This is a genomic window from Vibrio cidicii, assembly GCF_009665415.1.
Taxonomy (GTDB): Bacteria; Pseudomonadota; Gammaproteobacteria; order Enterobacterales; family Vibrionaceae; genus Vibrio; species Vibrio cidicii.
On sequence record NZ_CP035921.1, the window covers coordinates 1,202,968 to 1,225,537 of the forward strand.

A 22,570-nucleotide genomic window follows, 5' to 3' on the forward strand; every position below is an offset into this window, starting at 1 on the left:
TGCTCTCCGCTAGAATTTGATCGCTTCGACTTCGATTTTGCTGTCCACTTCTTCTTTGCCGACTTTACCTTGAGCAAGCAACTGCCGTGCGTTTTGCTCCATGGTTTGCATACCATGCGCCGCGCCTGTCTGAATGATCGAATACATCTGTGCCACCTTATCTTCACGGATCAAGTTGCGGATCGCAGGCGTCGCCATCATGATCTCATGACACGCGACACGACCACCACCAATCCGCTTGAGCAGCTTCTGGGCGATCACCGCGCGCAGCGATTCAGAGAGCATAGAGCGCACCATGTCTTTATCACTGCCGGGGAACACATCAATGATCCGGTCCACCGTTTTTGCCGCGCTGCTGGTGTGCAACGTGCCAAACACCAAGTGGCCCGTTTCAGCGGCGGTCAGCGCGAGACTAATGGTTTCCTGATCGCGCAACTCACCGACTAAAATCACGTCTGGATCTTCACGCAGCGCGCTACGCAGCGCATTTTTAAAACTGTGCGTATCACGGTGCACTTCGCGCTGGTTGATCAAACATTTTTGGTTTTGGTGAACAAACTCAATCGGATCTTCAATGGTGAGAATGTGCTTGTTGTAGTGGCGGTTGATGTAATCCACCATCGCCGCCAATGTGGTGGATTTACCTGAGCCTGTCGGCCCTGTCACCAATACCAGCCCTTTTTCACTGCGCACAATTTTCTCAAAGATTTCTGGCGCATCCAGCTCTTCTAAGGTTGGGATCTTGGTTGGAATGGTACGAAACACCGCCGAGCAGCCACGCGACTGGTGAAAAGCATTGACACGAAAACGCCCCACGTTGGGTAATTCAAACGAGAAATCGACTTCCAGTTTTTCCTCAAATTCACTACGCTGAGAATCATTCATGATTTCGAACACCAGACGATGAACATCAGCATGACTAAAAGCGGGCACGCCGAGCTTTCTTACATCGCCATCTATGCGTACCATAGGCGGAACGCCAGCAGAAAGATGTAGATCCGAGGCGTTATGCTTTACACTAAAATCCAGTAACTCAGTGATATCCATTATTTTTCCTTACAAAAACTTGCTATGACTAGTATTCAACAAAACATTGAACATATCACCACACAGATCCGTCGCTCAGAACAAAAGTGTGGACGAGCTCCAGAGTCGGTGCAACTTCTGGCAGTAAGTAAAACTAAACCTGTCGAGGCAATTCTCGAAGCGTACCATGCAGGACAATGCGCTTTTGGTGAAAACTATGTGCAAGAAGGGAGCGAGAAGGTCGACTTTTTTGCCAAGCATCATCCAGACAAAAGCATTGAATGGCACTTTATTGGTCCTATTCAGTCTAATAAAAGCCGTTTGGTGGCGGAGCGTTTTGCCTGGGTGCACACCGTGGATCGCGAGAAAATCGCCCAGCGTTTGAATGATCAGCGCCCAGCAGATCTGCCGCCTTTGCAAGTGCTGATTCAGGTTAACACCAGCGGCGAAGCCTCAAAATCCGGTGCAAGCGAAACAGAAATATTTGCCCTCGCTGAGTTGATTTCGCACTTACCCAACCTCACTTTAAGAGGGTTGATGTCCATCCCGGAAAATGTCGATGACTACGCCGCGCAACTGGCTGCTTTTAAGCAATTAGCCGCCTTGCAGCAGCGCTTGCGCCAACATTATCCTCAGGTGGATACCCTTTCGATGGGCATGAGCGGAGACATGGACGCGGCAATCGCAGCAGGCTCAAGCATGGTTCGCATCGGCACAGCCATTTTTGGTGCACGGGATTACGCAAACAAAGCGTAAAAGACGCGCCAGCACACTGACATAAGCGGAATTGATAGAGATGGAACAGAAAAAAATTGCCTTTATTGGTGCAGGAAACATGGTACGTGCGATTGTCTCTGGCCTCGTGGGCAACGGATACCCTGCAACACACATTACCGCCACAGCGCCAAGCGAAACCCGCAGGTTGCCACTGGAGCAAGAGTTTGGTATTGGCACCACGGCGGATAATCTCGCTGCCGCTCGTGAAGCGGATGTGGTGGTCCTTTCCGTCAAACCACAAATGATGGAAGAGGTGTGCAAACCGCTGCAAGCGCTCGACTTTCAAGGCAAACTGGTAATTTCCATCGCCGCTGGCATCAGTTGTCAACGCCTCAAGCAGATGCTTGGCACCACGCAAGATCTGGTGCGCGTAATGCCCAACACGCCATCGCAACTGGGGCTAGGAATGAGCGGACTGTATGCACCCGACTCGCTAAGCGATGCAGACAAAACATTTGCGCAAAACCTGATGCAAGCGGTCGGAAAAACTTGCTGGGTGGCACAAGAATCGGCCATCAATAACGTGATTGCTGCAGCAGGCAGCGCGCCAGCCTATTTCTTTTTGTTTATGGAAGCGATGCAAGCAGAAGCGATGGCACAAGGATTTGATAAAGCCACCGCGCGTCTGCTGGTGGAGCAATCTGCGCTGGGCGCGGCCAGTATGGTGGTCAACAATCCGGATAGCGAGCTTTCGACCTTGCGCGAAAACGTCACCTCCAAAGGGGGCACGACCGCCGAAGCGATCCGTACATTTAACGATCACCAGCTCAGTGACATTGTCGCCAAAGCGATGCGCGCTGCGGTAGAACGCGCACAAGAGATGGAAAAACTGTTTTAATTACCCTGCTGCCTCAGGCAGCATAACCTTTTAAGGGGCATTTATGAGTTCAATGAGTTTCCTGATTTCGACGCTGTTCGATCTCTACATCATGGTGGTGATCTTACGGATCTGGCTGCAAGCCGCACGCGCCGATTTCTATAACCCATTTTCACAATTTATCGTCAAAGCGACCCAGCCAGTGATCGGCCCGCTGCGCCGTGTGATCCCATCGATTGGCAGTATCGATCTCGCCACTGTGCTGTTTGCCTACCTGCTGTGCGTGCTGAAATTTGTAGCCTTGGTGATGGTTGCGTCAGGCGGCTCCGTCAGTTTCAGCGCCGATTTTCTCTTCCTCGGCCTACTATCATTAATCAAAGCCGCAGGTGGACTGCTCTTCTGGGTGCTACTGATTCGCGCGATCCTAAGCTGGGTAAGTCAAGGCCGCAGCCCGATTGAATACGTTTTCCATCAATTAACTGAACCTATGCTGGCACCGATCCGTCGCATCCTACCGGCTATGGGCGGTTTTGACTTAAGCGTGCTGGTGCTGTTTATTGTGCTGCAATTTGCCAATTTCCTGATGGGCGATCTCATCGGCCCTATCTGGTATCAACTATAATGAGCCAAGCTGCTTGGCAAGAGGGGCAAGATGTGGTGCTGCGGCTCTACATCCAACCCAAAGCCAGCCGTGATAAAATTCTGGGTTTGCATGGTGATGAGCTGAAAATCGCCATTACCGCGCCGCCCGTGGATGGCAAAGCGAATGCCCATCTAGCTAAATTACTGGCCAAGATGTTTAAAGTCGCCAAAAGTCTGGTTGAGATTGAAAAAGGCGAGCTTGGCCGTCACAAGCAAGTGCGCATCCATGCCCCGACACAGATACCAGAGGAAGTGAAAGCCATCTTGTGATGGCTTTTTGTTTGTCACACACTACAAGGTGTAAGGAAGTTTACAATGAAAAAATGGATCGCCGCCCTGTTGACTTGCTTGGTCGCCCTACCGACTTGGGCTGGCCAATTTAAAGAGATCAAAGATACCGAAGTACACTACGTGGCGCTGAGCTCAACCTTCTTAACGCCGCAAGTGGCGAAGAGTTATGGGCTGAAACGCAGTGAGTATTCCGCCATCGTGAATATCAGCGTGCTGGATAAAAGCCGAGTCGGCAAACCTGCGCTAACGGCAACGGTCAAAGGGCAAGCGAAAAACCTGCTCGGGCAGATCCGCACCTTAACGTTTAAAGAAATACGTGAAGGCGAGGCGATTTACTACATCGCAGAGCTACCGGTGAATCATGAAGAGTCACTGACGTTTGATTTAGACATCAATGCAGGCCTCAAAGGGGCAGGCAAACTCACCTTTACGCAAAAATTTTATATAGAAGAGTAACAACAAGCATGAAGAAGATCGTATTGGCCACTGGCAATCAAGGCAAAGTGCGCGAGATGGCGGATTTATTGGCCGATTTTGGTTTTGACGTGGTCGCGCAAAGCGAATTTAACGTCTCTGAAGTGGCTGAAACCGGCACGACTTTCATTGAAAATGCCATTATCAAAGCGCGTCATGCCGCCAAAGAAACGGGCTTGCCAGCCATTGCCGACGACTCTGGCCTTGAGGTCGATTTTCTTCAAGGCGCGCCCGGTATCTATTCCGCACGTTACGCAGGCGAGAAAGCCTCAGATCAAGAGAACTTAGAAAAGCTATTAACCGCGATGGAAGGTGTGCCAGAAGCGCAACGTACCGCTCGTTTCCATTGTGTATTGGTTTTGATGCGCCATGAAAACGACCCTACGCCGATCGTCTGCCACGGCAAATGGGAAGGCCGCATCCTAACCCAGGCACACGGTGAAAACGGCTTTGGGTACGACCCCATCTTCTTCGTACCGGAGGAGAACTGCGCCTCGGCTGAACTTGCACCTGCGCGGAAAAAGCAGCTTTCACATCGTGGCAAAGCGTTGCAACAGCTGTTTGCCACTCTGAGCCAGCAGCCATTAGCGTAAGGCAGCATGATGTTAAAGCCCCCTGCTCTCAGTTTGTATGTGCACATTCCTTGGTGTGTACAAAAATGCCCGTACTGCGATTTCAACTCTCACGCTGTAAAAGAAGCGATCCCGGAGCAGCAGTACATTCTTGCCTTGTTGGAAGATTTGGATCGCGACATTGAGAAATATCGTCTCAATGATGCACCGCGCCCGCTGCACTCAATCTTCATCGGCGGTGGCACACCCAGTTTAATTTCCGCAGAAGGGATAGCGCAGCTTTTGCAAGGCATTGAGCAGCGGATTGCCTTCACCCCAGAGATAGAAATCACCATGGAAGCCAACCCAGGTACGATAGAAGCCAAACGCTTTGCTGGCTATCGCGCTGCGGGAGTGACGCGTATTTCGATCGGTGTGCAAAGCTTTGAAGCGGAAAAACTCGAACGCTTAGGACGGATCCATGGTCAGCAAGAAGCGGTCGCTGCCGCGCAGCTTGCTCACCAAATAGGTCTCAACAGTTTCAATTTGGATTTGATGCACGGTTTGCCGGATCAAAGTATTGATCAAGCCTTGGCGGATCTCGATAAAGCGATTGAGCTCAACCCACCGCATCTCTCTTGGTATCAGCTCACGATCGAGCCGAACACCATGTTTTACTACAAACCACCAGTGTTACCTGATGATGATGATTTGTGGGATATTTTCGAACAAGGCCACCAGAAACTGACCGCAGCAGGGTATGTGCAGTACGAAATCTCCGGTTACAGCAAACCGGGTTATCAGTGCCGTCACAACCTCAACTACTGGCGCTTTGGCGACTATCTCGGCATCGGTTGTGGTTCCCACGGTAAACTGAGTTTTGCCGATGGGCGCATCATTCGCACCACCAAAATCAAACACCCTCGTGGCTACTTAGCGGCATATCAGAATATGGTCAAACCCTATCTTGATAGTGAGCAGTTGGTTACGGCGCAAGAGAGACCATTCGAATTCTTTATGAACCGTTTTCGTCTAATGGAAGCCTGCCCTAAGCAAGATTTTATCGACACCACAGGGCTAGGATTAGAAGCGATTGCAACGACGATTCAATGGGCGTTGGAAATGGGCTACTTGCGTGAAGATGCCACGCAATGGCAGATCACGGAGAAAGGCAAACTGTTCCTCAATGACCTGCTCGAAGCGTTTATGCCTGACGAAGAGTAAGTTACTCCACCATCAAATTCGCGTCGAGCATTTGCCAAATGTGTAAGGCAAGATAAGTGCGGTAAGGCGTTGCGGCTTGAAGAATCTTCTCTGCGGCAACGCCTTCTTTTTCGGCCAAGAGCTTAAGACCACGAGCGAGGGCAACATCGCCAGCCGACCACACATCGGGCAAAGCAAAGAAAAACATCAACGCCATTTCCGCCGTCCACTGACCCACTCCCCACAACTGCACCAACTGCTTGGTAATAAAGTCCGCGTCATTGCTGTGATAGATTTGCGCAGAAATCGTGCCGTCGTTGAGTGCGCGGTTAATCCCAAGCAAGGTTTTTACTTTAGCGTTAGATAGGCCACAAGTGCGCAGCGCCTCATACTGTTCATCCACCAGCACCGCGTGCAGCGAACCATGTTGCTGACACTGCGTTTCGACACGCCCCCAGATGGTTTTCGCCGCGTTGACAGACAACTGCTGCCCCGCCACCGCGCGGCTCAGATAGGGTAAAAACTTATCCGCCTCTTGGCGCTCAAGGCTTTGCGGGCCATTGAGCGTAAGGACTCGACTCAGATGAGAGAACGCCGCACATTGGCTTAATAACTGCTGATGGATCTGTTCACGGTTGACTGTCATTAGCTTCCCTGCCTCCATCTCGTGAAAAATAGTTCCGTTAAAAATAGCCGTATTAAAAAATAGAGCGCCCGATACGCTGTGAAAATAGCTCAAGCGCTTTCGTCCCTGCCAGCGAGTTACCCGACGCATCAAGCTCTGGTGACCAAACCGCAATGGTCATATCGCCCGGCACCACGGCAATAATCCCGCCGCCAACCCCCGATTTGCCCGGCATACCGACACGGTAAGCGAACTCTCCGGCGCCATCGTACAGCCCACAGGTCGCCAGCAGCGCGTTGAGCTGCTTGGTCTGCACCGGGGTAATCACTTTCTTACCTGTGTGCACCGAAGTGCCTTTGTTGGCGAGATAACTGAAGGTTTTCGCCAGATCGACACAGCTCATCTTTAGCGCGCAGGCGTGAAAATAGTTGTTCAACACAGGAATCACGTCGTTGTCGAAATTGCCAAACGAGCGCATCAGATACGCAATCGCCGCGTTACGATCGCTGTGCATCATCTCGGAAGCCGCCACGATTTTATCGTAGCAGATATGGTTATCCCCCGAGAGCTGGCGAACAAACTCCAGTAGGCGCTGGCGTGGTGCGGACAAACGGCTGGCGAGCAAATCCGCCACCACAATCGCCCCAGCATTAATAAACGGATTGCGTGGAATTCCCTGCTCCATCTCAAGCTGGATCAGCGAGTTAAACGCCTGCCCCGAAGGCTCTTTGCCCACTCGACGCCAAATCTCATCGGGCTGATACAAACACATTGCCAACGTTAAGCTTAGCGCTTTGGAAATCGATTGAATGGAAAAGCTCTCTTCGGCATCACCGGCCGCGATGATTTCACCGTCATTGGTGTACACCGCCATACCCAGTTTCTCCGCCGGAACTTTCGCCAGTGCGGGAATATAATCGGCAACCTTGCCACGCCCAATCAAGGGGCGAACTTCGTCCAGAATTTCAGCGAGCAACGCTTTTGTCGGCTTCATGACTTTTTACCTGACTGCTTGTTATTTTTCTTGTAGGGTCAAAAAAGCCAACATCGATAATGTTGGCTCTTTGTTATGCAGTGTGCGGATTTTACAAAAACCAGTCAAACACTAATTGGTACGTTTGTACTTGATGTCCCACACACCGTGACCTAAACGGTGTCCACGTGCTTCAAACTTAGTTAGAGGACGCTCTTCTGGACGCGGAATGTAGTCACCGTCCTGTGCGATATTGGCAAAGCCTGGCGCTTGATTCATCACTTCAATCATGTGCTCTGCGTAGTTTTCCCAATCTGTCGCCATGTGGAAAATCCCTTCATTCGGGATCAATTTCTGGCGTACCATTTCAGCGAACTCAAGCTGCACGATGCGGCGCTTATGGTGACGCTTTTTATGCCACGGATCAGGGAAAAACAGTTGCAGCGTCGCCAAGCTGTCATTGGGGATCATGTGTTCAAACACTTCCACCGCATCATGGCACATTACGCGCAAATTGGTCAGGCCCGCTTCGCGTGCATCCGACAGACACGCACCGACACCTGGGCTGTGCACTTCGATACCAAAGAAGTTTTTCTCCGGCGAGTTTTTCGCCATTTCGACCAGCGAAGCGCCCATGCCGAAGCCGATTTCAAGAATCACTGGATTATCGTTACCAAAGACCTCTTTCCAATCAAGAAGTTGTGCTTGGTAGTCGATGCCCATTGTCGGCCAGCACTCTTTCATCGCATTCTCTTGACCTTTGGTTAAACGGCCTTCGCGACGAACAAAACTGCGTATCTTACGGATCAACTTACCGTCTTCATTGAATTCGTTAGTGGTCACTTCACTCATGGATTCTGCCTGCACATTGATTAATCAAAGCGGGGATTATCCAAAGAATTTTCTTTGGCGCAAGTGTTATCCGTAAAAACGAGTATCCCCACACTTTGTCGGTTGTACTTTCACCCTATTCTGTGATGCAATTTTGCCTACAAATAATAGAACACAGAGCAAGTCGTGACCCCTTTTGCTAATGCCATTTTGAAATGGTACGACGCCTACGGAAGAAAAAATCTCCCTTGGCAACAGAACAAAACTGCCTACAGCGTCTGGCTGTCGGAGATCATGCTGCAACAGACACAAGTTGCGACCGTGATCCCTTATTATCAACGCTTTTTGCAACGTTTCCCGACCGTGACCGATCTGGCTAACGCCGAGCAAGATGAAGTCTTGCATCTGTGGACTGGGCTTGGTTACTACGCGCGGGCGCGCAACCTGCACAAAGCGGCCAAAATCGTCGCGCAGCAATATCAAGGCGAGTTTCCCACCGATATTGAACAGATGAACGCCCTGCCGGGCATTGGTCGCTCTACCGCTGCGGCGGTGCTCTCTTCTGTTTATAAACAACCGCACGCAATCTTAGACGGCAATGTCAAACGCACCCTTTCAAGAGCTTTTGCGGTTGAAGGTTGGTCTGGGCAAAAAGCGGTTGAGAATCAACTTTGGCAGCTCGCCGAAGCGCATACACCGCAGCAAGATGTCGATAAGTACAATCAAGCGATGATGGACATGGGCGCGATGATTTGCACGCGCAGCAAGCCCAAATGCAGCTTGTGCCCGGTAGCGGATTTGTGTGTCGCTCAAAAGCAAGGCAACCCACTCAATTATCCCGGCAAAAAGCCGAAGAAAGAGAAACCGACCAAGCAGACTTGGTTTGTGATGCTGCATCACGACAATCAAGTGTGGCTAGAGCAGCGACCGCAAAGCGGAATCTGGGGCGGGCTGTTTTGTTTCCCGCAACAACCAGAGGATGACCTGAGCGACTTGTTGGCCAAACGTGGTATCCGTGACGAGCACATTCGTACGCAGCAAACCTTGATCGCGTTTCGCCATACCTTTAGCCACTATCACCTCGATATCACGCCGATTCTGTTGGATTTATCAAAGCAACCCGATGTGATAATGGAAGCGGGCAACGGTCTTTGGTATAACTTAGCTCACCCCGAAACCATAGGTCTGGCGGCTCCGGTCAAACAGCTACTGGAAAGCCTGCCCCATGAACTTCGTTAAAGCTTTATTTAAGGAGTCACTATGAGCCGCACTGTTTTTTGTGCTCGTCTAAACAAAGAGGCTGAAGGCCTAGATTTTCAACTTTACCCGGGCGAGTTGGGTAAACGTATTTTCGATACCATTTCCAAAGAAGCTTGGGGGCAGTGGCAGCATAAACAAACCATGCTGATCAACGAGAAAAAGCTCAATATGATGGATCCAGAACATCGCAAACTGCTCGAAACCGAAATGGTGAACTTCCTGTTTGAAGGCAAAGAAGTGCATATCGAAGGCTATACTCCACCAAGTCAATAAACTGGGTTTGCAAGCTCTTCAATCAATGACATCATTGCCGACGCACTGATGTCATTTTTTTGTTTAATGGAACCGCCATGAAGAAACTTGGATACATACTGATCACGCTATTGCTGGCAGGTTGTAGTCGGGAATTCATCGAGAACATCTACGATGTCAACTATGAACCGACCAACCGCTTTGCCAATAATTTAGCGCAACTGCCCGGTCAGTTTGAAAAAGATACCGCAGCGCTGGACGCGCTGATCGATAGTTTCTCCGGCAACATTAAAAAGCGTTGGGGCAGCCGAGAGATAAAAATGGCGGGTAAGAGCAACTACGTCAAATACATCGACAACTACCTCAGCCGAGCCGACGTCAACTTCACCACTGGCAACATTTTGATTGAAACCGTCTCACCCACTGAGCCGGAAAAACATCTCAAAAATGCCATTATCACCACCTTGCTCACTCCCGATGATCCCGCGAACGTCGATCTCTTTTCCTCCAAAGAGATCCATTTAGAAGGACGCCCGTTTCTCTACAACCAAGTGGTTGATCAAGACAAAAAAGCCATTCAATGGTCTTGGCGTGCCAACCGCTTTGCCGATTACTTGATTGCTACCCAGCTTAAAACCCGCACCGTGGACTTCAAAAAAGCCTACTACGTAGAAATTCCCATGGTGGCTGACCACATCATGAAGCGCAGCTACCAGTACGCCGATATCGTGAGGAAAGCATCGCAAAAGTACGGCATTGATGAAGATCTGATTTACGCCATCATTAAGACCGAAAGTAGCTTCAACCCCTATGCGGTGAGTTGGGCCAATGCCTATGGCCTGATGCAGGTGGTACCCAAAACAGCAGGTCGCGATGTGTTCAATTTAGTCAAAAACCGCTCTGGTGAACCTTCGCCGGAATATCTGTTTAACCCTGAAAACAACATCGACACAGGCACGGCTTACTTCTATCTGCTGAAAAATCGCTACCTCAAAGACGTCGCCCACCCGACATCACTCGAGTACTCGATGATTTCGGCCTACAACGGCGGCACGGGCGGTGTGCTCAACACCTTTAACCGCAGCGATCGCAAACGCGCCATGCGCGATCTCAATGCCTTACAGCCCAACCAAGTGTATTGGGCCTTAACAAAAAAACACCCCAATGCAGAAGCCCGGCGCTACTTAGAGAAAGTAACTCAGTTTAAGAAAGAATTTAATCAGGGCTAATCTTTGTAGAGACCAAGGGTAAAGTTTCATCACTCAGACTTTTTTCAACGATTTATTGAAAAAGGGGTTGACGCTTGAAGAGAAAATCCGTTTAATATCGCTCCGTTGCCCGGATAGCTCAGTCGGTAGAGCAGAGGATTGAAAATCCTCGTGTCGGTGGTTCGATTCCGCCTCCGGGCACCACGAATTAAAATCGTTGGTGCTAAGTGTACGAGCGATAACAATATAGTGTGCCGACTTAGCTCAGTAGGTAGAGCAACTGACTTGTAATCAGTAGGTCACCAGTTCGATTCCGGTAGTCGGCACCATTTACAATAACTCTTGCATTGCAAGAGTTACCGAATAGTTCCTCCTTAGCTCAGTCGGTAGAGCGACGGACTGTTAATCCGCAGGTCGCTGGTTCGAGCCCAGCAGGAGGAGCCACTTTTAAAGCCAAGTCACTGACTTGGCTTTTTTCTTTTCTGCGTATCGCTATTTTCTCCTATCCCCCGCACTGCATTATTCAAACGAGTGTTGTACCACATAAAAAATCACTTATTTCACGGTAAAAATTTAATCCACATCATGCTTTCTATACAGGCTGCTATTCGTTTCAAATTGACTACACTAAGATGAAATATACGTGAAACAGATCTAACAACCGCTTTAATTTGTTTACGCCATCATCATACGAGCCATTATATGAAACTAAAAACACAAGCTTATTTATTATCGGGAATTATCTTACTCGCCCTGCTTGCTTTAACCGCAACGGGTCTCTGGACGCTACGCGTGGCCAGCAACTTAGACAACAAAGCCCGAGTCACCGAATTGTTTCGCAGCGCCTACAGCATATTAACCGAGATCGAAAAAATGTCGGTAGAAGGCAAAATCCCCGAGGCCGAAGCCAAAGCACTCGCCACTCGCCTATTGCGCAACAACATTTATAAAGACAATGAATATGTTTATGTCGCCGACGACAAGATGATATTCATCGCTACACCACTTGACCCGCAGCTTCACGGCACAAGTTTCCATGACTTTAAGGATGGTAAAGGCAACAGCGTTGGTCAGTTAATTCTCGATATTTTAGGTCGCCGAACTGGGCAATTGGTCGAGTACACATGGACACAGAAACAAGCCGATGGCTCAATTGAAGAGAAACTGTCAATAGCAGAAAGAACACCGCATTGGAAATGGGTGGTTGGCACGGGCATCGGTTTCAACGAAGTGAACGCGCGCTTCTGGTCTACCGCACAGTGGCAACTTTTCTTGTGCTTAGTGATTGCGGGCGCCATCTTGACCGGACTTATCATCTCTATCAGAAAAATGCTCAACTTGTTGGGCGGAGAACCCAATGACGTGCGCAAAGCGGTGCAAGCCGTAGCCCAAGGCCATATTCAAACCAGTTTTGATACCCAAGCTCCGCAGGGAAGCATCTACCAAGCGGTACAAGAGATGAGCCGTTCATTGGCGCAGATGATCACTAACTTAGACGGTTCAATGCATGCTCTACGTGGCGAACTGGCATCGGTTGAATCCCGCTCGGATTCCATTGCTCATCTGTCTGCTTCTCAACAGCAGTCCACTGCCATGATTGCCACTGCTATGACAGAAATGGCCTCATCTGCTAACCATGTGGCAGATTCGGCCAGCGATACAGCGCGCAATACCGATGAAGCGGACAAACAAAGTCAGCACACACAAAAACTCATCAACAACACCGTAGCGAACATTCAAGGCCTTGCTAATCAATTGGGAACCGCAAGCCAAGCGGTGGCTGACCTCGATCAAGATGTCAATAACATTGTCAAAGTACTGGATGTCATCGGCGATATTGCCGAACAGACTAATCTATTGGCGTTGAATGCGGCGATTGAAGCGGCTCGTGCAGGCGAGCAGGGGCGTGGCTTTGCCGTGGTTGCTGACGAGGTTCGTAATCTTGCGGGTCGAACCCAAGCAAGCACCAAAGAAATTCAACAGATGATTAATAACTTACAACAAGGATCGCGCAATGCCATCCAAACCATGGAAGTGTGTGCCGAGACTAGCCAGAGCACAGTCGTTGAATCACAAAATGCTTCCGATGCCCTGCAACAAATCGTCATTGCACTGGAATCCATCAGCTCAATGAGCCAGCAAATCGCCACTGCGGCAGCCGAACAGACCCAAGTGAGCGATGACATTGCAAAAAGAATCAATATGATTGAAGACAGCGGCAACCAACTAACGGCCGTGGTGACAGAGAGCCATAACAGCACCCGTAGCCTAGCGTCATTAGCGAATGATCTGGAAAGTTGGGTCAACAAGTTCTCCGTTAAAAACTAAACGCACTCCATTTCAACAAAAAGCACGCTTTATCGCGTGCTTTTTCGTATTCAAAGCCATAAAACAACCAATTAATCTCGTAAAAAACAGGCGCGATAATGTTTACAGACTGTACACTCTTGTCATCAAATGGATAAAAACGCCCCGTTACGCACACAAAAACAGCAAACGATATTTTTTTTGCATTTTTGTATTGACCTCCCTAACGAAAAACCGTTTAATACACCTCGTCGCCCGGATAGCTCAGTCGGTAGAGCAGAGGATTGAAAATCCTCGTGTCGGTGGTTCGATTCCGCCTCCGGGCACCACGAATTAAAGTCGTTGGTGCTTAGTACGAACGACAGTAAAAAGAATATCGTGTGCCGACTTAGCTCAGTAGGTAGAGCAACTGACTTGTAATCAGTAGGTCACCAGTTCGATTCCGGTAGTCGGCACCATTCTTTTGCCTCGATAGCTCAGTCGGTAGAGCAGAGGATTGAAAATCCTCGTGTCGGTGGTTCGATTCCGCCTCGAGGCACCACTTTTGATAGCTGTGTTTTGATGAAGTTAAAATAACTTTTTGAAAAACATCGGCCAGTGCCCTAGGCGGGCCCGTTATTCCGCCTCGAGGCACCACTTATTAAAGTTGTGCTAAAACACAATAAAGAATAGTTCCTCCTTAGCTCAGTCGGTAGAGCGACGGACTGTTAATCCGCAGGTCGCTGGTTCGAGCCCAGCAGGAGGAGCCACTTTTCGTTAGCAAGATTTATCTTGTTAACAAAGCCGACTTAGCTCAGTAGGTAGAGCAACTGACTTGTAATCAGTAGGTCACCAGTTCGATTCCGGTAGTCGGCACCATCAAATTAAAATAGTTCCTCCTTAGCTCAGTCGGTAGAGCGACGGACTGTTAATCCGCAGGTCGCTGGTTCGAGCCCAGCAGGAGGAGCCAAATTCAGAAAGCTGCATCACCGATGCGGCTTTTTTTACGCTTTATTCCTGTGTTACTTGTCCCAAATAGCTTGTTTCCTGCGATAAAAAGCTGGCGTGTTTCCAGCGCCAGCTGGTTAAACATCTCGCTTGAGTAGAGCCGAACTCTACAAGTCCCCTAAGCAAATGTATTTAGTTTCGAGGAACTCATCCAAACCTTGTCTCGCCCCTTCTCGCCCAAGGCCAGATTCCTTGATACCACCAAACGGTGCTACTTCGGTCGAGATTAGCCCTTCATTTATGCCAACCATACCGTATTCTAACGCCTCGCTGACTCGTACAGCACGCTTGAGGCTTTCAGTATAGAAATAGCTAGCCAGCCCATATTCCGTGTCATTGGCCATTGCGATCACTTCATCATCATCCGTAAAGTCAACAATCGGCAACACCGGGCCAAAAAGCTCTTGATGAATAATGTCCATTTGATGCGTTACACGATCAAGTAAGATTGGAGGCATAAAATGACCGGGTAAAGATTGAGGAGTTATCAGCAGTTGTGCCCCTTCAGCCAAAGCCTCTTCAACAAGTGCTTCCAACCTATGTTTCGCCGCAATCGAGATCAGCGGCCCCAATGAGTTACCCTCTTCCAATCCATTCCCGGCTTTAAGCTGTTCTACTCGTGGTATGAGCTTGGCAAGAAAAGCATCCTTAATATTGCGATGCAGATACAAACGATTAGTGCACACACAAGTTTGTCCAGCATTACGAAACTTCGACGCCATCAAGCCATCAACGGCTTGGTCGAGATCCGCATCATCAAACACAATAAAAGGAGCATTGCCGCCCAGTTCCATCGACACCGCTTTTACAGTGGATGCGCTCTGCTGCATTAATATTTTTCCAACTCGAGTAGAGCCGGTAAATGAGAGTTTTTTAATTCGCTTATCCCCCGTGAGTAATTCACCGACTTCGCTGGACTGAGCACTCACTATGACTGAAAGTAAGTGTTCGGGGATACCCGCCAGATGCGCAAGATGCACAGCAGCCAGGGCGGTAAGCGGTGTCAGCTCTGAAGGTTTAACCACCATGCCACATCCTGCCGCTAGAGCAGGAGCCGCTTTTCGCGTGATCATCGCTAATGGAAAATTCCATGGTGTTATTGCTGCACAAACCCCGACAGGTTGGCGAATGGTCGTAATACGCTGATGCACCTTGTTTGCCGGAATAACCTCGCCATACGCGCGCTTTGCCTCTTCAGCAAACCACTCCACAAACGAAGCTCCGTAGGTAACTTCAGCAAGACTTTCGCGAAGAGGCTTCCCTTGCTCAAGCGTCATTAAGGTGGCCAGTGCCATCTGGTGTTGGATAAGTAACTCAAACCAACGCTTCAACAGCAGAGCACGTTCTTTTGTACTCCTTGCAGCCCACTCTTTCTGAGCAACACTGCATGCGTCAATCTGGCTATCCACGCTTTTCAATGAACTCGGCTCAAGTGAGATTAACGTTTCTTGCGTTGCCGGATTGATAACATGCAGCCCCTCAGAGACGGCGAGTTCTGTCAGTAACGCATCGAGTATCGGATCATTTAGTTGCAGCATATTGTCTCTCCTAGCTATTCCATGCGCAGGGTAATGCGACCAGCACGCACTGTAAAGCAAACAAAGGTTTCATAGCGGATGACTTATACCAGTCTGATGAGTAGCTAATACAAGATGAAACTTCAACAAAACACAACGATTCATCTCTGAGCGCCGCGTGGGTAACCCAAGGAACAATCGTCGCTTCGCCAATCCCTCTCGCGGGACAGACAGAACCAAACAGATACGCATATTCAAATTGTTGTTGCTTCACGGCTCTGGGACGTGTTCCTTTCTCTGCCCATAACCGTGTTGTTGTGTTTTGTTGCCCAAATCTGGCTTCATCTTGAAACCAGACATCCACATGCTCTAAAGCGATATGCCCTGGGATGTTCAGGATCGTTTCAATTTTGAATTTTTTAAAATCGTCTGGGATTGTCGAGGATGCCTGGGTCGAGAAGTTATCCAAGAGAAGCCCATGTGGTCGAGCAGGTATGTCGCGCATGGAATCAATTTTTGGAAGGCACTGGTAAGATGAAAACAATGTTGGATTGAGCTAACTAGTCAGCTTTACAGATAGGTATAAATCCGAAAAACAAAAACCCCAACATTTCTGCTGGGGTCTGGAATACACGGGCGGCTTTCTAATCGACTGAACTACCGCTACTTATTAGTTATACTGTAAGTCTGGCACCAGGTTTTACCTAATGCGATATATTTAAAGCCTAGCGATGTCCTACTCTCACATGGGGAAACCCCACACTACCATCGGCGCTACTTCGTTTCACTTCTGAGTTCGGTATGGAATCAGGTGGGTCCAAAGTGCTATTGTCGCTAAGCAAAATCATGGTGCTGATACCCAGAATCGAACTGGGGACCTCATCCTTACCAAGGATGCGCTCTACCGACTGAGCCATATCAGCATTCAAACTTAGAAAACCCGCTAGACAAAGCGAGTTTTAAAATTAAAAGCCTGGCGATGTTCTACTCTCACATGGGGAAGCCCCACACTACCATCGACGCTGTTTCGTTTCACTTCTGAGTTCGGGATGGAATCAGGTGGGTCCAAAACGCTATGGTCGCCAAGCAAATTCTTTCTCTCTATTTCTAGAGAATAATTCGGAAAGCTGTTTCAGTTCTTTTTAACACATTCAAATTTGTTCTTGCTTTGAGTCCACCAAAACCCTTTGGGTGTTGTATGGTTAAGCCTCACGGGCAATTAGTACAGGTTAGCTCAACGCCTCACAGCGCTTACACACCCTGCCTATCAACGTTCTAGTCTCGAACAACCCTTTAGGACAGTTAAACTGTCAGGGAAGACTCATCTCAGGGCTCGCTTCCCGCTTAGATGCTTTCAGCGGTTATCGATTCCGAACTTAGCTACCGGGCAATGCGTCTGGCGACACAACCCGAACACCAGAGGTTCGTCCACTCCGGTCCTCTCGTACTAGGAGCAGCCCCCTTCAATCTTCCAACGCCCACGGCAGATAGGGACCGAACTGTCTCACGACGTTCTAAACCCAGCTCGCGTACCACTTTAAATGGCGAACAGCCATACCCTTGGGACCGACTTCAGCCCCAGGATGTGATGAGCCGACATCGAGGTGCCAAACACCGCCGTCGATATGAACTCTTGGGCGGTATCAGCCTGTTATCCCCGGAGTACCTTTTATCCGTTGAGCGATGGCCCTTCCATTCAGAACCACCGGATCACTATGACCTGCTTTCGCACCTGCTCGAACCGTCATTCTCGCAGTTAAGCGGGCTTATGCCATTGCACTAACCTCACGATGTCCAACCGTGATTAGCCCACCTTCGTGCTCCTCCGTTACTCTTTGGGAGGAGACCGCCCCAGTCAAACTACCCACCAGGCACTGTCCGCGACCCCGATGAGGGGCCAACGTTAGAACATCAAACATACAAGGGTGGTATTTCAAGGACGGCTCCAACGCAACTGGCGTCACGTCTTCAAAGCCTCCCACCTATCCTACACATGTAGGTTCAATGTTCAGTGCCAAGCTGTAGTAAAGGTTCACGGGGTCTTTCCGTCTAGCCGCGGGTACACTGCATCTTCACAGCGATTTCAATTTCACTGAGTCTCGGGTGGAGACAGCGTGGCCATCATTACGCCATTCGTGCAGGTCGGAACTTACCCGACAAGGAATTTCGCTACCTTAGGACCGTTATAGTTACGGCCGCCGTTTACCGGGGCTTCGATCAAGAGCTTCGCTTACGCTAACCCCATCAATTAACCTTCCGGCACCGGGCAGGCGTCACACCGTATACGTCATCTTGCGATTTTGCACAGTGCTGTGTTTTTAATAAACAGTTGCAGCCACCTGGTATCTGCGACTCTCGTCAGCTCCATCCGCGAGGGACTTCACCATCAAGAGCGTACCTTCTCCCGAAGTTACGGTACCATTTTGCCTAGTTCCTTCACCCGAGTTCTCTCAAGCGCCTTGGTATTCTCTACCCGACCACCTGTGTCGGTTTGGGGTACGATTCCATCAAATCTGAAGCTTAGAGGCTTTTCCTGGAAGCATGGCATCAATGACTTCACTGCCGTAGCAGCTCGACGTCGTGTCTCAGCCTATCGAGTGTCCGGATTTACCTAAACACTCAGCCTACGCACTTGAACCTGGACAACCGTCGCCAGGCCCACCTAGCCTTCTCCGTCCCCCCATCGCAATTTGATCGAGTACGGGAATATTAACCCGTTTCCCATCGACTACGCCTTTCGGCCTCGCCTTAGGGGTCGACTTACCCTGCCCCGATTAACGTTGGACAGGAACCCTTGGTCTTCCGGCGGGGAGGTTTTTCACCCCCCTTGTCGTTACTCATGTCAGCATTCGCACTTCTGATACCTCCAGCATGTTTTACAACACACCTTCAACGGCTTACAGAACGCTCCCCTACCCAATGTTCATAGAACATTGCCGCAGCTTCGGTTTACAACTTAGCCCCGTTACATCTTCCGCGCAGGCCGACTCGACTAGTGAGCTATTACGCTTTCTTTAAATGATGGCTGCTTCTAAGCCAACATCCTAGCTGTCTAAGCCTTCCCACATCGTTTCCCACTTAGCTGTAATTTGGGACCTTAGCTGGCGGTCTGGGTTGTTTCCCTCTCCACGACGGACGTTAGCACCCGCCGTGTGTCTCCCGGATAGTACTTACTGGTATTCGGAGTTTGCAAAGGGTTGGTAAGTCGGGATGACCCCCTAGCCTTAACAGTGCTCTACCCCCAGTAGTATTCGTCCGAGGCGCTACCTAAATAGCTTTCGGGGAGAACCAGCTATCTCCGAGTTTGATTGGCCTTTCACCCCTAGCCACAAGTCATCCGCTAATTTTTCAACATTAGTCGGTTCGGTCCTCCAGTTGATGTTACTCAACCTTCAACCTGCCCATGGCTAGATCACTCGGTTTCGGGTCTAATGCTAGCAACTATACGCCCAGTTAAGACTCGGTTTCCCTACGGCTCCCCTAGATGGTTAACCTTGCTACTAACATTAAGTCGCTGACCCATTATACAAAAGGTACGCAGTCACACCACGAAGGTGCTCCTACTGCTTGTACGTACACGGTTTCAGGTTCTATTTCACTCCCCTCACAGGGGTTCTTTTCGCCTTTCCCTCACGGTACTGGTTCACTATCGGTCAGTCAGGAGTATTTAGCCTTGGAGGATGGTCCCCCCATATTCAGACAGGATAACACGTGTCCCGCCCTACTCGATTTCACTGAACATGCGCCTATAACTACGGGACTATCACCCGGTATCGTTGGCCTTTCCAGACCATTCGTCTAACGCATATAAAGCTTAAGGGCTAATCCAATTTCGCTCGCCGCTACTTTCGGAATCTCGGTTGATTTCTTTTCCTCGGGGTACTTAGATGTTTCAGTTCTCCCGGTTCGCTTCGCTGCACTATGTATTCATGCAGCGATACTGGCTTATGCCAGTGGGTTTCCCCATTCGGAAATCGGTGACTCAAGTGGCTCTTACTGCCTCATCACCGCTTATCGCAAGTTAGTACGTCCTTCATCGCCTCTGACTGCCAAGGCATCCACCGTGTACGCTTAGTCACTTAACCATACAACCCGAAAGGGTCTTTACGTTAAACAACCAAGGTTGCTATCTCATTATTTGAATGAGCGAGATAGCTTTGATTTGCCGGACTCAATTTTGAATCGTCACTTAAAAGTGACATTCCCAAGAACACTTGAATGTGTTTTGTTGGTGCTTGTCTTAAAGACAAACATTGAGAACTTTACAAACAACAATAAATTGTTGTTTTGTCAGCTTTCCAAATTGTTAAAGAGCAATGTCATTTCTCGATGAGAAACCACTTTTTAAAGACTTTCAGCGTCGAAAAATCGACCATCCACATGAAGGGGAGGCTGAATTAAGCAACACAAAAATATTTAAAGAGTGGTGGGCGATACCGGGTTCGAACCAGTGACCCCCTGCTTGTAAGGCAGGTGCTCTCCCAACTGAGCTAATCGCCCACGTATTTTACTTCCTGTGGAGGAAGGAAATGGTGGGTCGTGCAGGATTCGAACCTGCGACCAATTGATTAAAAGTCAACTGCTCTACCGACTGAGCTAACGACCCGTGGTATCCCGTAGGGGAGTCGAACCCCTGTTACCGCCGTGAAAGGGCGGTGTCCTAGGCCTCTAGACGAACGGGACGATGGTGGAGCTAACCGGGATCGAACCGGTGACCTCTTGCATGCCATGCAAGCGCTCTCCCAGCTGAGCTATAGCCCCACTAAAATACTCTAAACTTTCTAAACCATATCAATCTGTGTGAACACTCATCGCAATAATCATCGTATAAGGAGGTGATCCAGCGCCAGGTTCCCCTAGCGCTACCTTGTTACGACTTCACCCCAGTCATGAACCACAAAGTGGTGAGCGTCCTCCCGAAGGTTAAACTACCCACTTCTTTTGCAGCCCACTCCCATGGTGTGACGGGCGGTGTGTACAAGGCCCGGGAACGTATTCACCGTGGCATTCTGATCCACGATTACTAGCGATTCCGACTTCATGGAGTCGAGTTGCAGACTCCAATCCGGACTACGACGCACTTTTTGGGATTCGCTCACTTTCGCAAGTTGGCCGCCCTCTGTATGCGCCATTGTAGCACGTGTGTAGCCCTACTCGTAAGGGCCATGATGACTTGACGTCGTCCCCACCTTCCTCCGGTTTATCACCGGCAGTCTCCCTGGAGTTCCCGACATTACTCGCTGGCAAACAAGGATAAGGGTTGCGCTCGTTGCGGGACTTAACCCAACATTTCACAACACGAGCTGACGACAGCCATGCAGCACCTGTCTCAGAGCTCCCGAAGGCACTCCAGCGTCTCCGCCAGATTCTCTGGATGTCAAGAGTAGGTAAGGTTCTTCGCGTTGCATCGAATTAAACCACATGCTCCACCGCTTGTGCGGGCCCCCGTCAATTCATTTGAGTTTTAATCTTGCGACCGTACTCCCCAGGCGGTCTACTTAACGCGTTAGCTCCGAAAGCCACGGCTCAAGGCCACAACCTCCAAGTAGACATCGTTTACGGCGTGGACTACCAGGGTATCTAATCCTGTTTGCTCCCCACGCTTTCGCATCTGAGTGTCAGTATCTGTCCAGGGGGCCGCCTTCGCCACCGGTATTCCTTCAGATCTCTACGCATTTCACCGCTACACCTGAAATTCTACCCCCCTCTACAGTACTCTAGTCTGCCAGTTTCAAATGCAATTCCCAGGTTGAGCCCGGGGCTTTCACATCTGACTTAACAAACCACCTGCATGCGCTTTACGCCCAGTAATTCCGATTAACGCTCGCACCCTCCGTATTACCGCGGCTGCTGGCACGGAGTTAGCCGGTGCTTCTTCTGTAGGTAACGTCAAATGATGCTGCTATTCACAACACCACCTTCCTCCCTACTGAAAGTGCTTTACAACCCGAAGGCCTTCTTCACACACGCGGCATGGCTGCATCAGGCTTGCGCCCATTGTGCAATATTCCCCACTGCTGCCTCCCGTAGGAGTCTGGACCGTGTCTCAGTTCCAGTGTGGCTGATCATCCTCTCAGACCAGCTAGGGATCGTCGCCTTGGTGAGCCCTTACCTCACCAACTAGCTAATCCCACCTGGGCATATCCTGACGCGAGAGGCCCGAAGGTCCCCCTCTTTGGCCCGTAGGCATCATGCGGTATTAGCCATCGTTTCCAATGGTTATCCCCCACATCAGGGCAATTTCCCAGGCATTACTCACCCGTCCGCCGCTCGCCACCCGAGAAACAAGTTTCTCTGTGCTGCCGCTCGACTTGCATGTGTTAGGCCTGCCGCCAGCGTTCAATCTGAGCCATGATCAAACTCTTCAATTAAAAGTTTTTTGAAGCTTGCGCTTCGGCTCAATGAATACTGATAAGTTTCTAGTCCCTAGAAGCTAGTTCCTAGAAAACTTGAATTGACTGTGCTCGATACCGAAGTATCAAATTGGTCACTCAGTTCATTGATAAGTCTTTTGGATTATCATCAACGAGTGCCCACACAGATTGATAGGTTTATATTGTTAAAGAGCTTGCTTTTCGAGAAGCTTTTCTCTCAAAGCGGAGGTGCATTCTAGCGAGTTAATTTGAAGAGTCAAACACTTTTTCAAATTTCTTTTTTAGAAGCCTTACCCTCTTACTGCACTGCTGAAGCCTTGTGGCGTCTGCCGTGTCAGTGGATGCGCATTATAGAGAATGCTTTTTTCTTGGCAAGTGGGAAATCGCATTTTTTGATAAAAAAACGCTTAAGTGAACATTATTCGCTCAAGCGCCCATTTTGCCTTAATTTACAC

General features: G+C 49.6%; 16 protein-coding genes, 14 tRNA genes, 4 rRNA genes and 1 pseudogene. 20 read left to right on the forward strand and 15 right to left on the reverse strand.

Annotation, left to right across the window (positions count from 1 at the left end; genetic code table 11):
• Nucleotides 1-9: 9 nt before the first annotated feature.
• Nucleotides 10-1,047 (reverse strand): type IV pilus twitching motility protein PilT, encoded by a 1,038-nt coding sequence (locus EWA64_RS06440; protein ID WP_039430524.1) that lies wholly within the window; start codon nucleotides 1,045-1,047, stop codon nucleotides 10-12.
• 24 nt (nucleotides 1,048-1,071) lie between these two features.
• Between EWA64_RS06440 and EWA64_RS06445 the strand changes: the two genes are divergently transcribed.
• From EWA64_RS06445 to hemW, 7 genes are read left to right on the forward strand one after another with little or no spacing between them, the layout of a single operon-like run.
• Nucleotides 1,072-1,782 (forward strand): YggS family pyridoxal phosphate-dependent enzyme, encoded by a 711-nt coding sequence (locus tag EWA64_RS06445; RefSeq protein ID WP_061893193.1) that lies wholly within the window; start codon nucleotides 1,072-1,074, stop codon nucleotides 1,780-1,782.
• A 40-nt stretch (nucleotides 1,783-1,822) separates the two neighbouring features.
• On the forward strand, nucleotides 1,823-2,641 hold the full coding sequence (gene proC / locus EWA64_RS06450) for a pyrroline-5-carboxylate reductase (RefSeq protein WP_061893192.1): 819 nt from the start codon (nucleotides 1,823-1,825) through the stop codon (nucleotides 2,639-2,641).
• Nucleotides 2,642-2,684: 43 nt separating this feature from the next.
• Nucleotides 2,685-3,242, forward strand: a complete 558-nt coding sequence (locus EWA64_RS06455) for a YggT family protein (RefSeq protein ID WP_039430527.1) — start codon at nucleotides 2,685-2,687, stop codon at nucleotides 3,240-3,242.
• The gene (yggU, locus tag EWA64_RS06460) at nucleotides 3,242-3,532 is read left to right on the forward strand and encodes a DUF167 family protein YggU (protein ID WP_039430528.1); all 291 of its coding nucleotides are present in this window, start codon (nucleotides 3,242-3,244) and stop codon (nucleotides 3,530-3,532) included. The genes EWA64_RS06455 and yggU overlap by 1 nt, the downstream gene beginning before the upstream one ends.
• A 45-nt stretch (nucleotides 3,533-3,577) precedes the next feature.
• Nucleotides 3,578-4,009, forward strand: a complete 432-nt coding sequence (locus EWA64_RS06465; protein WP_039430529.1) for a DUF4426 domain-containing protein — start codon at nucleotides 3,578-3,580, stop codon at nucleotides 4,007-4,009.
• Nucleotides 4,010-4,017: 8 nt separating this feature from the next.
• Nucleotides 4,018-4,620: an XTP/dITP diphosphatase gene (locus EWA64_RS06470; RefSeq protein WP_061893191.1), complete on the forward strand. Its 603-nt coding sequence runs from the start codon at nucleotides 4,018-4,020 to the stop codon at nucleotides 4,618-4,620.
• Nucleotides 4,621-4,629: 9 nt separating this feature from the next.
• Complete coding sequence (hemW, locus tag EWA64_RS06475; protein WP_061893190.1) at nucleotides 4,630-5,802, forward strand: radical SAM family heme chaperone HemW; 1,173 nt, start codon at nucleotides 4,630-4,632, stop codon at nucleotides 5,800-5,802.
• 1 nt (nucleotide 5,803) lies between these two features.
• On the opposite strand, the gene EWA64_RS06480 is transcribed toward hemW, so the two are convergent.
• The 3 genes from EWA64_RS06480 to trmB form a co-directional block, all read right to left on the reverse strand.
• Entirely contained in the window at nucleotides 5,804-6,427 is a 624-nt protein-coding gene (locus EWA64_RS06480) for a DNA-3-methyladenine glycosylase family protein (protein WP_061893189.1), read from the reverse strand.
• A gap of 52 nt (nucleotides 6,428-6,479) precedes the next feature.
• A complete protein-coding gene (glsB, locus tag EWA64_RS06485; protein ID WP_061893188.1) occupies nucleotides 6,480-7,400 on the reverse strand; it encodes a glutaminase B in 921 nt (306 codons plus the stop codon).
• Nucleotides 7,401-7,511: 111 nt separating this feature from the next.
• Nucleotides 7,512-8,231 (reverse strand): tRNA (guanosine(46)-N7)-methyltransferase TrmB, encoded by a 720-nt coding sequence (gene trmB / locus EWA64_RS06490; protein WP_061893187.1) that lies wholly within the window; start codon nucleotides 8,229-8,231, stop codon nucleotides 7,512-7,514.
• Nucleotides 8,232-8,396: 165 nt separating this feature from the next.
• Here trmB and mutY point away from each other — a divergent pair, with 165 nt between their 5' ends.
• From mutY to EWA64_RS06555, 13 genes are all read left to right on the forward strand, one after another.
• Complete coding sequence (mutY, locus tag EWA64_RS06495) at nucleotides 8,397-9,449, forward strand: A/G-specific adenine glycosylase (protein WP_045572498.1); 1,053 nt, start codon at nucleotides 8,397-8,399, stop codon at nucleotides 9,447-9,449.
• Nucleotides 9,450-9,470: 21 nt separating this feature from the next.
• Nucleotides 9,471-9,743, forward strand: coding sequence for an oxidative damage protection protein (locus tag EWA64_RS06500; RefSeq protein WP_039430535.1), 273 nt, complete (start codon nucleotides 9,471-9,473; stop codon nucleotides 9,741-9,743).
• A gap of 77 nt (nucleotides 9,744-9,820) precedes the next feature.
• The gene (mltC, locus tag EWA64_RS06505) at nucleotides 9,821-10,951 is read left to right on the forward strand and encodes a membrane-bound lytic murein transglycosylase MltC (protein WP_061893186.1); all 1,131 of its coding nucleotides are present in this window, start codon (nucleotides 9,821-9,823) and stop codon (nucleotides 10,949-10,951) included.
• Between the two features lie 107 nt (nucleotides 10,952-11,058).
• Nucleotides 11,059-11,134: transfer RNA gene (locus tag EWA64_RS06510), tRNA-Phe, on the forward strand.
• Between the two features lie 49 nt (nucleotides 11,135-11,183).
• Nucleotides 11,184-11,259: transfer RNA gene (locus EWA64_RS06515), tRNA-Thr, on the forward strand.
• A 39-nt stretch (nucleotides 11,260-11,298) separates the two neighbouring features.
• A tRNA-Asn gene (locus EWA64_RS06520) sits at nucleotides 11,299-11,374 on the forward strand.
• Nucleotides 11,375-11,632: 258 nt separating this feature from the next.
• The gene (locus EWA64_RS06525) at nucleotides 11,633-13,258 is read left to right on the forward strand and encodes a methyl-accepting chemotaxis protein (protein ID WP_061893185.1); all 1,626 of its coding nucleotides are present in this window, start codon (nucleotides 11,633-11,635) and stop codon (nucleotides 13,256-13,258) included.
• Nucleotides 13,259-13,490: 232 nt separating this feature from the next.
• Nucleotides 13,491-13,566, forward strand: a tRNA-Phe gene (locus tag EWA64_RS06530).
• Nucleotides 13,567-13,619: 53 nt separating this feature from the next.
• A tRNA-Thr gene (locus EWA64_RS06535) sits at nucleotides 13,620-13,695 on the forward strand.
• Between the two features lie 7 nt (nucleotides 13,696-13,702).
• Nucleotides 13,703-13,778, forward strand: a tRNA-Phe gene (locus EWA64_RS06540).
• Between the two features lie 132 nt (nucleotides 13,779-13,910).
• A tRNA-Asn gene (locus tag EWA64_RS06545) sits at nucleotides 13,911-13,986 on the forward strand.
• 33 nt (nucleotides 13,987-14,019) lie between these two features.
• A tRNA-Thr gene (locus EWA64_RS06550) sits at nucleotides 14,020-14,095 on the forward strand.
• 15 nt (nucleotides 14,096-14,110) lie between these two features.
• Nucleotides 14,111-14,186: transfer RNA gene (locus tag EWA64_RS06555), tRNA-Asn, on the forward strand.
• 145 nt (nucleotides 14,187-14,331) lie between these two features.
• On the opposite strand, the gene EWA64_RS06560 is transcribed toward EWA64_RS06555, so the two are convergent.
• The 11 genes and pseudogenes from EWA64_RS06560 to EWA64_RS06610 all read right to left on the reverse strand — a co-directional run bounded on the left by EWA64_RS06560 (nucleotide 14,332) and on the right by EWA64_RS06610 (nucleotide 22,112).
• Entirely contained in the window at nucleotides 14,332-15,762 is a 1,431-nt protein-coding gene (locus EWA64_RS06560; protein WP_061893184.1) for an NAD-dependent succinate-semialdehyde dehydrogenase, read from the reverse strand.
• 169 nt (nucleotides 15,763-15,931) lie between these two features.
• Nucleotides 15,932-16,233, reverse strand: a pseudogene (locus EWA64_RS06565) (IS630 family transposase); the annotation flags it as partial.
• 231 nt (nucleotides 16,234-16,464) lie between these two features.
• A 5S ribosomal RNA gene (rrf, locus tag EWA64_RS06570) occupies nucleotides 16,465-16,580 on the reverse strand.
• A gap of 8 nt (nucleotides 16,581-16,588) precedes the next feature.
• Nucleotides 16,589-16,664, reverse strand: a tRNA-Thr gene (locus EWA64_RS06575).
• A 48-nt stretch (nucleotides 16,665-16,712) separates the two neighbouring features.
• Nucleotides 16,713-16,828, reverse strand: a 5S ribosomal RNA gene (rrf, locus tag EWA64_RS06580).
• 111 nt (nucleotides 16,829-16,939) lie between these two features.
• Nucleotides 16,940-19,826, reverse strand: a 23S ribosomal RNA gene (locus tag EWA64_RS06585).
• A gap of 339 nt (nucleotides 19,827-20,165) precedes the next feature.
• A tRNA-Val gene (locus EWA64_RS06590) sits at nucleotides 20,166-20,241 on the reverse strand.
• A 30-nt stretch (nucleotides 20,242-20,271) separates the two neighbouring features.
• Nucleotides 20,272-20,347: transfer RNA gene (locus EWA64_RS06595), tRNA-Lys, on the reverse strand.
• Nucleotide 20,348: 1 nt separating this feature from the next.
• Nucleotides 20,349-20,424: transfer RNA gene (locus EWA64_RS06600), tRNA-Glu, on the reverse strand.
• 2 nt (nucleotides 20,425-20,426) lie between these two features.
• Nucleotides 20,427-20,502, reverse strand: a tRNA-Ala gene (locus EWA64_RS06605).
• A gap of 67 nt (nucleotides 20,503-20,569) precedes the next feature.
• Nucleotides 20,570-22,112: ribosomal RNA gene (locus EWA64_RS06610) — 16S ribosomal RNA — on the reverse strand.
• Together the 16S, 23S and 5S rRNA genes with 5 tRNA genes alongside form the textbook arrangement of a ribosomal RNA operon.
• Nucleotides 22,113-22,570 lie beyond the last annotated feature (458 nt).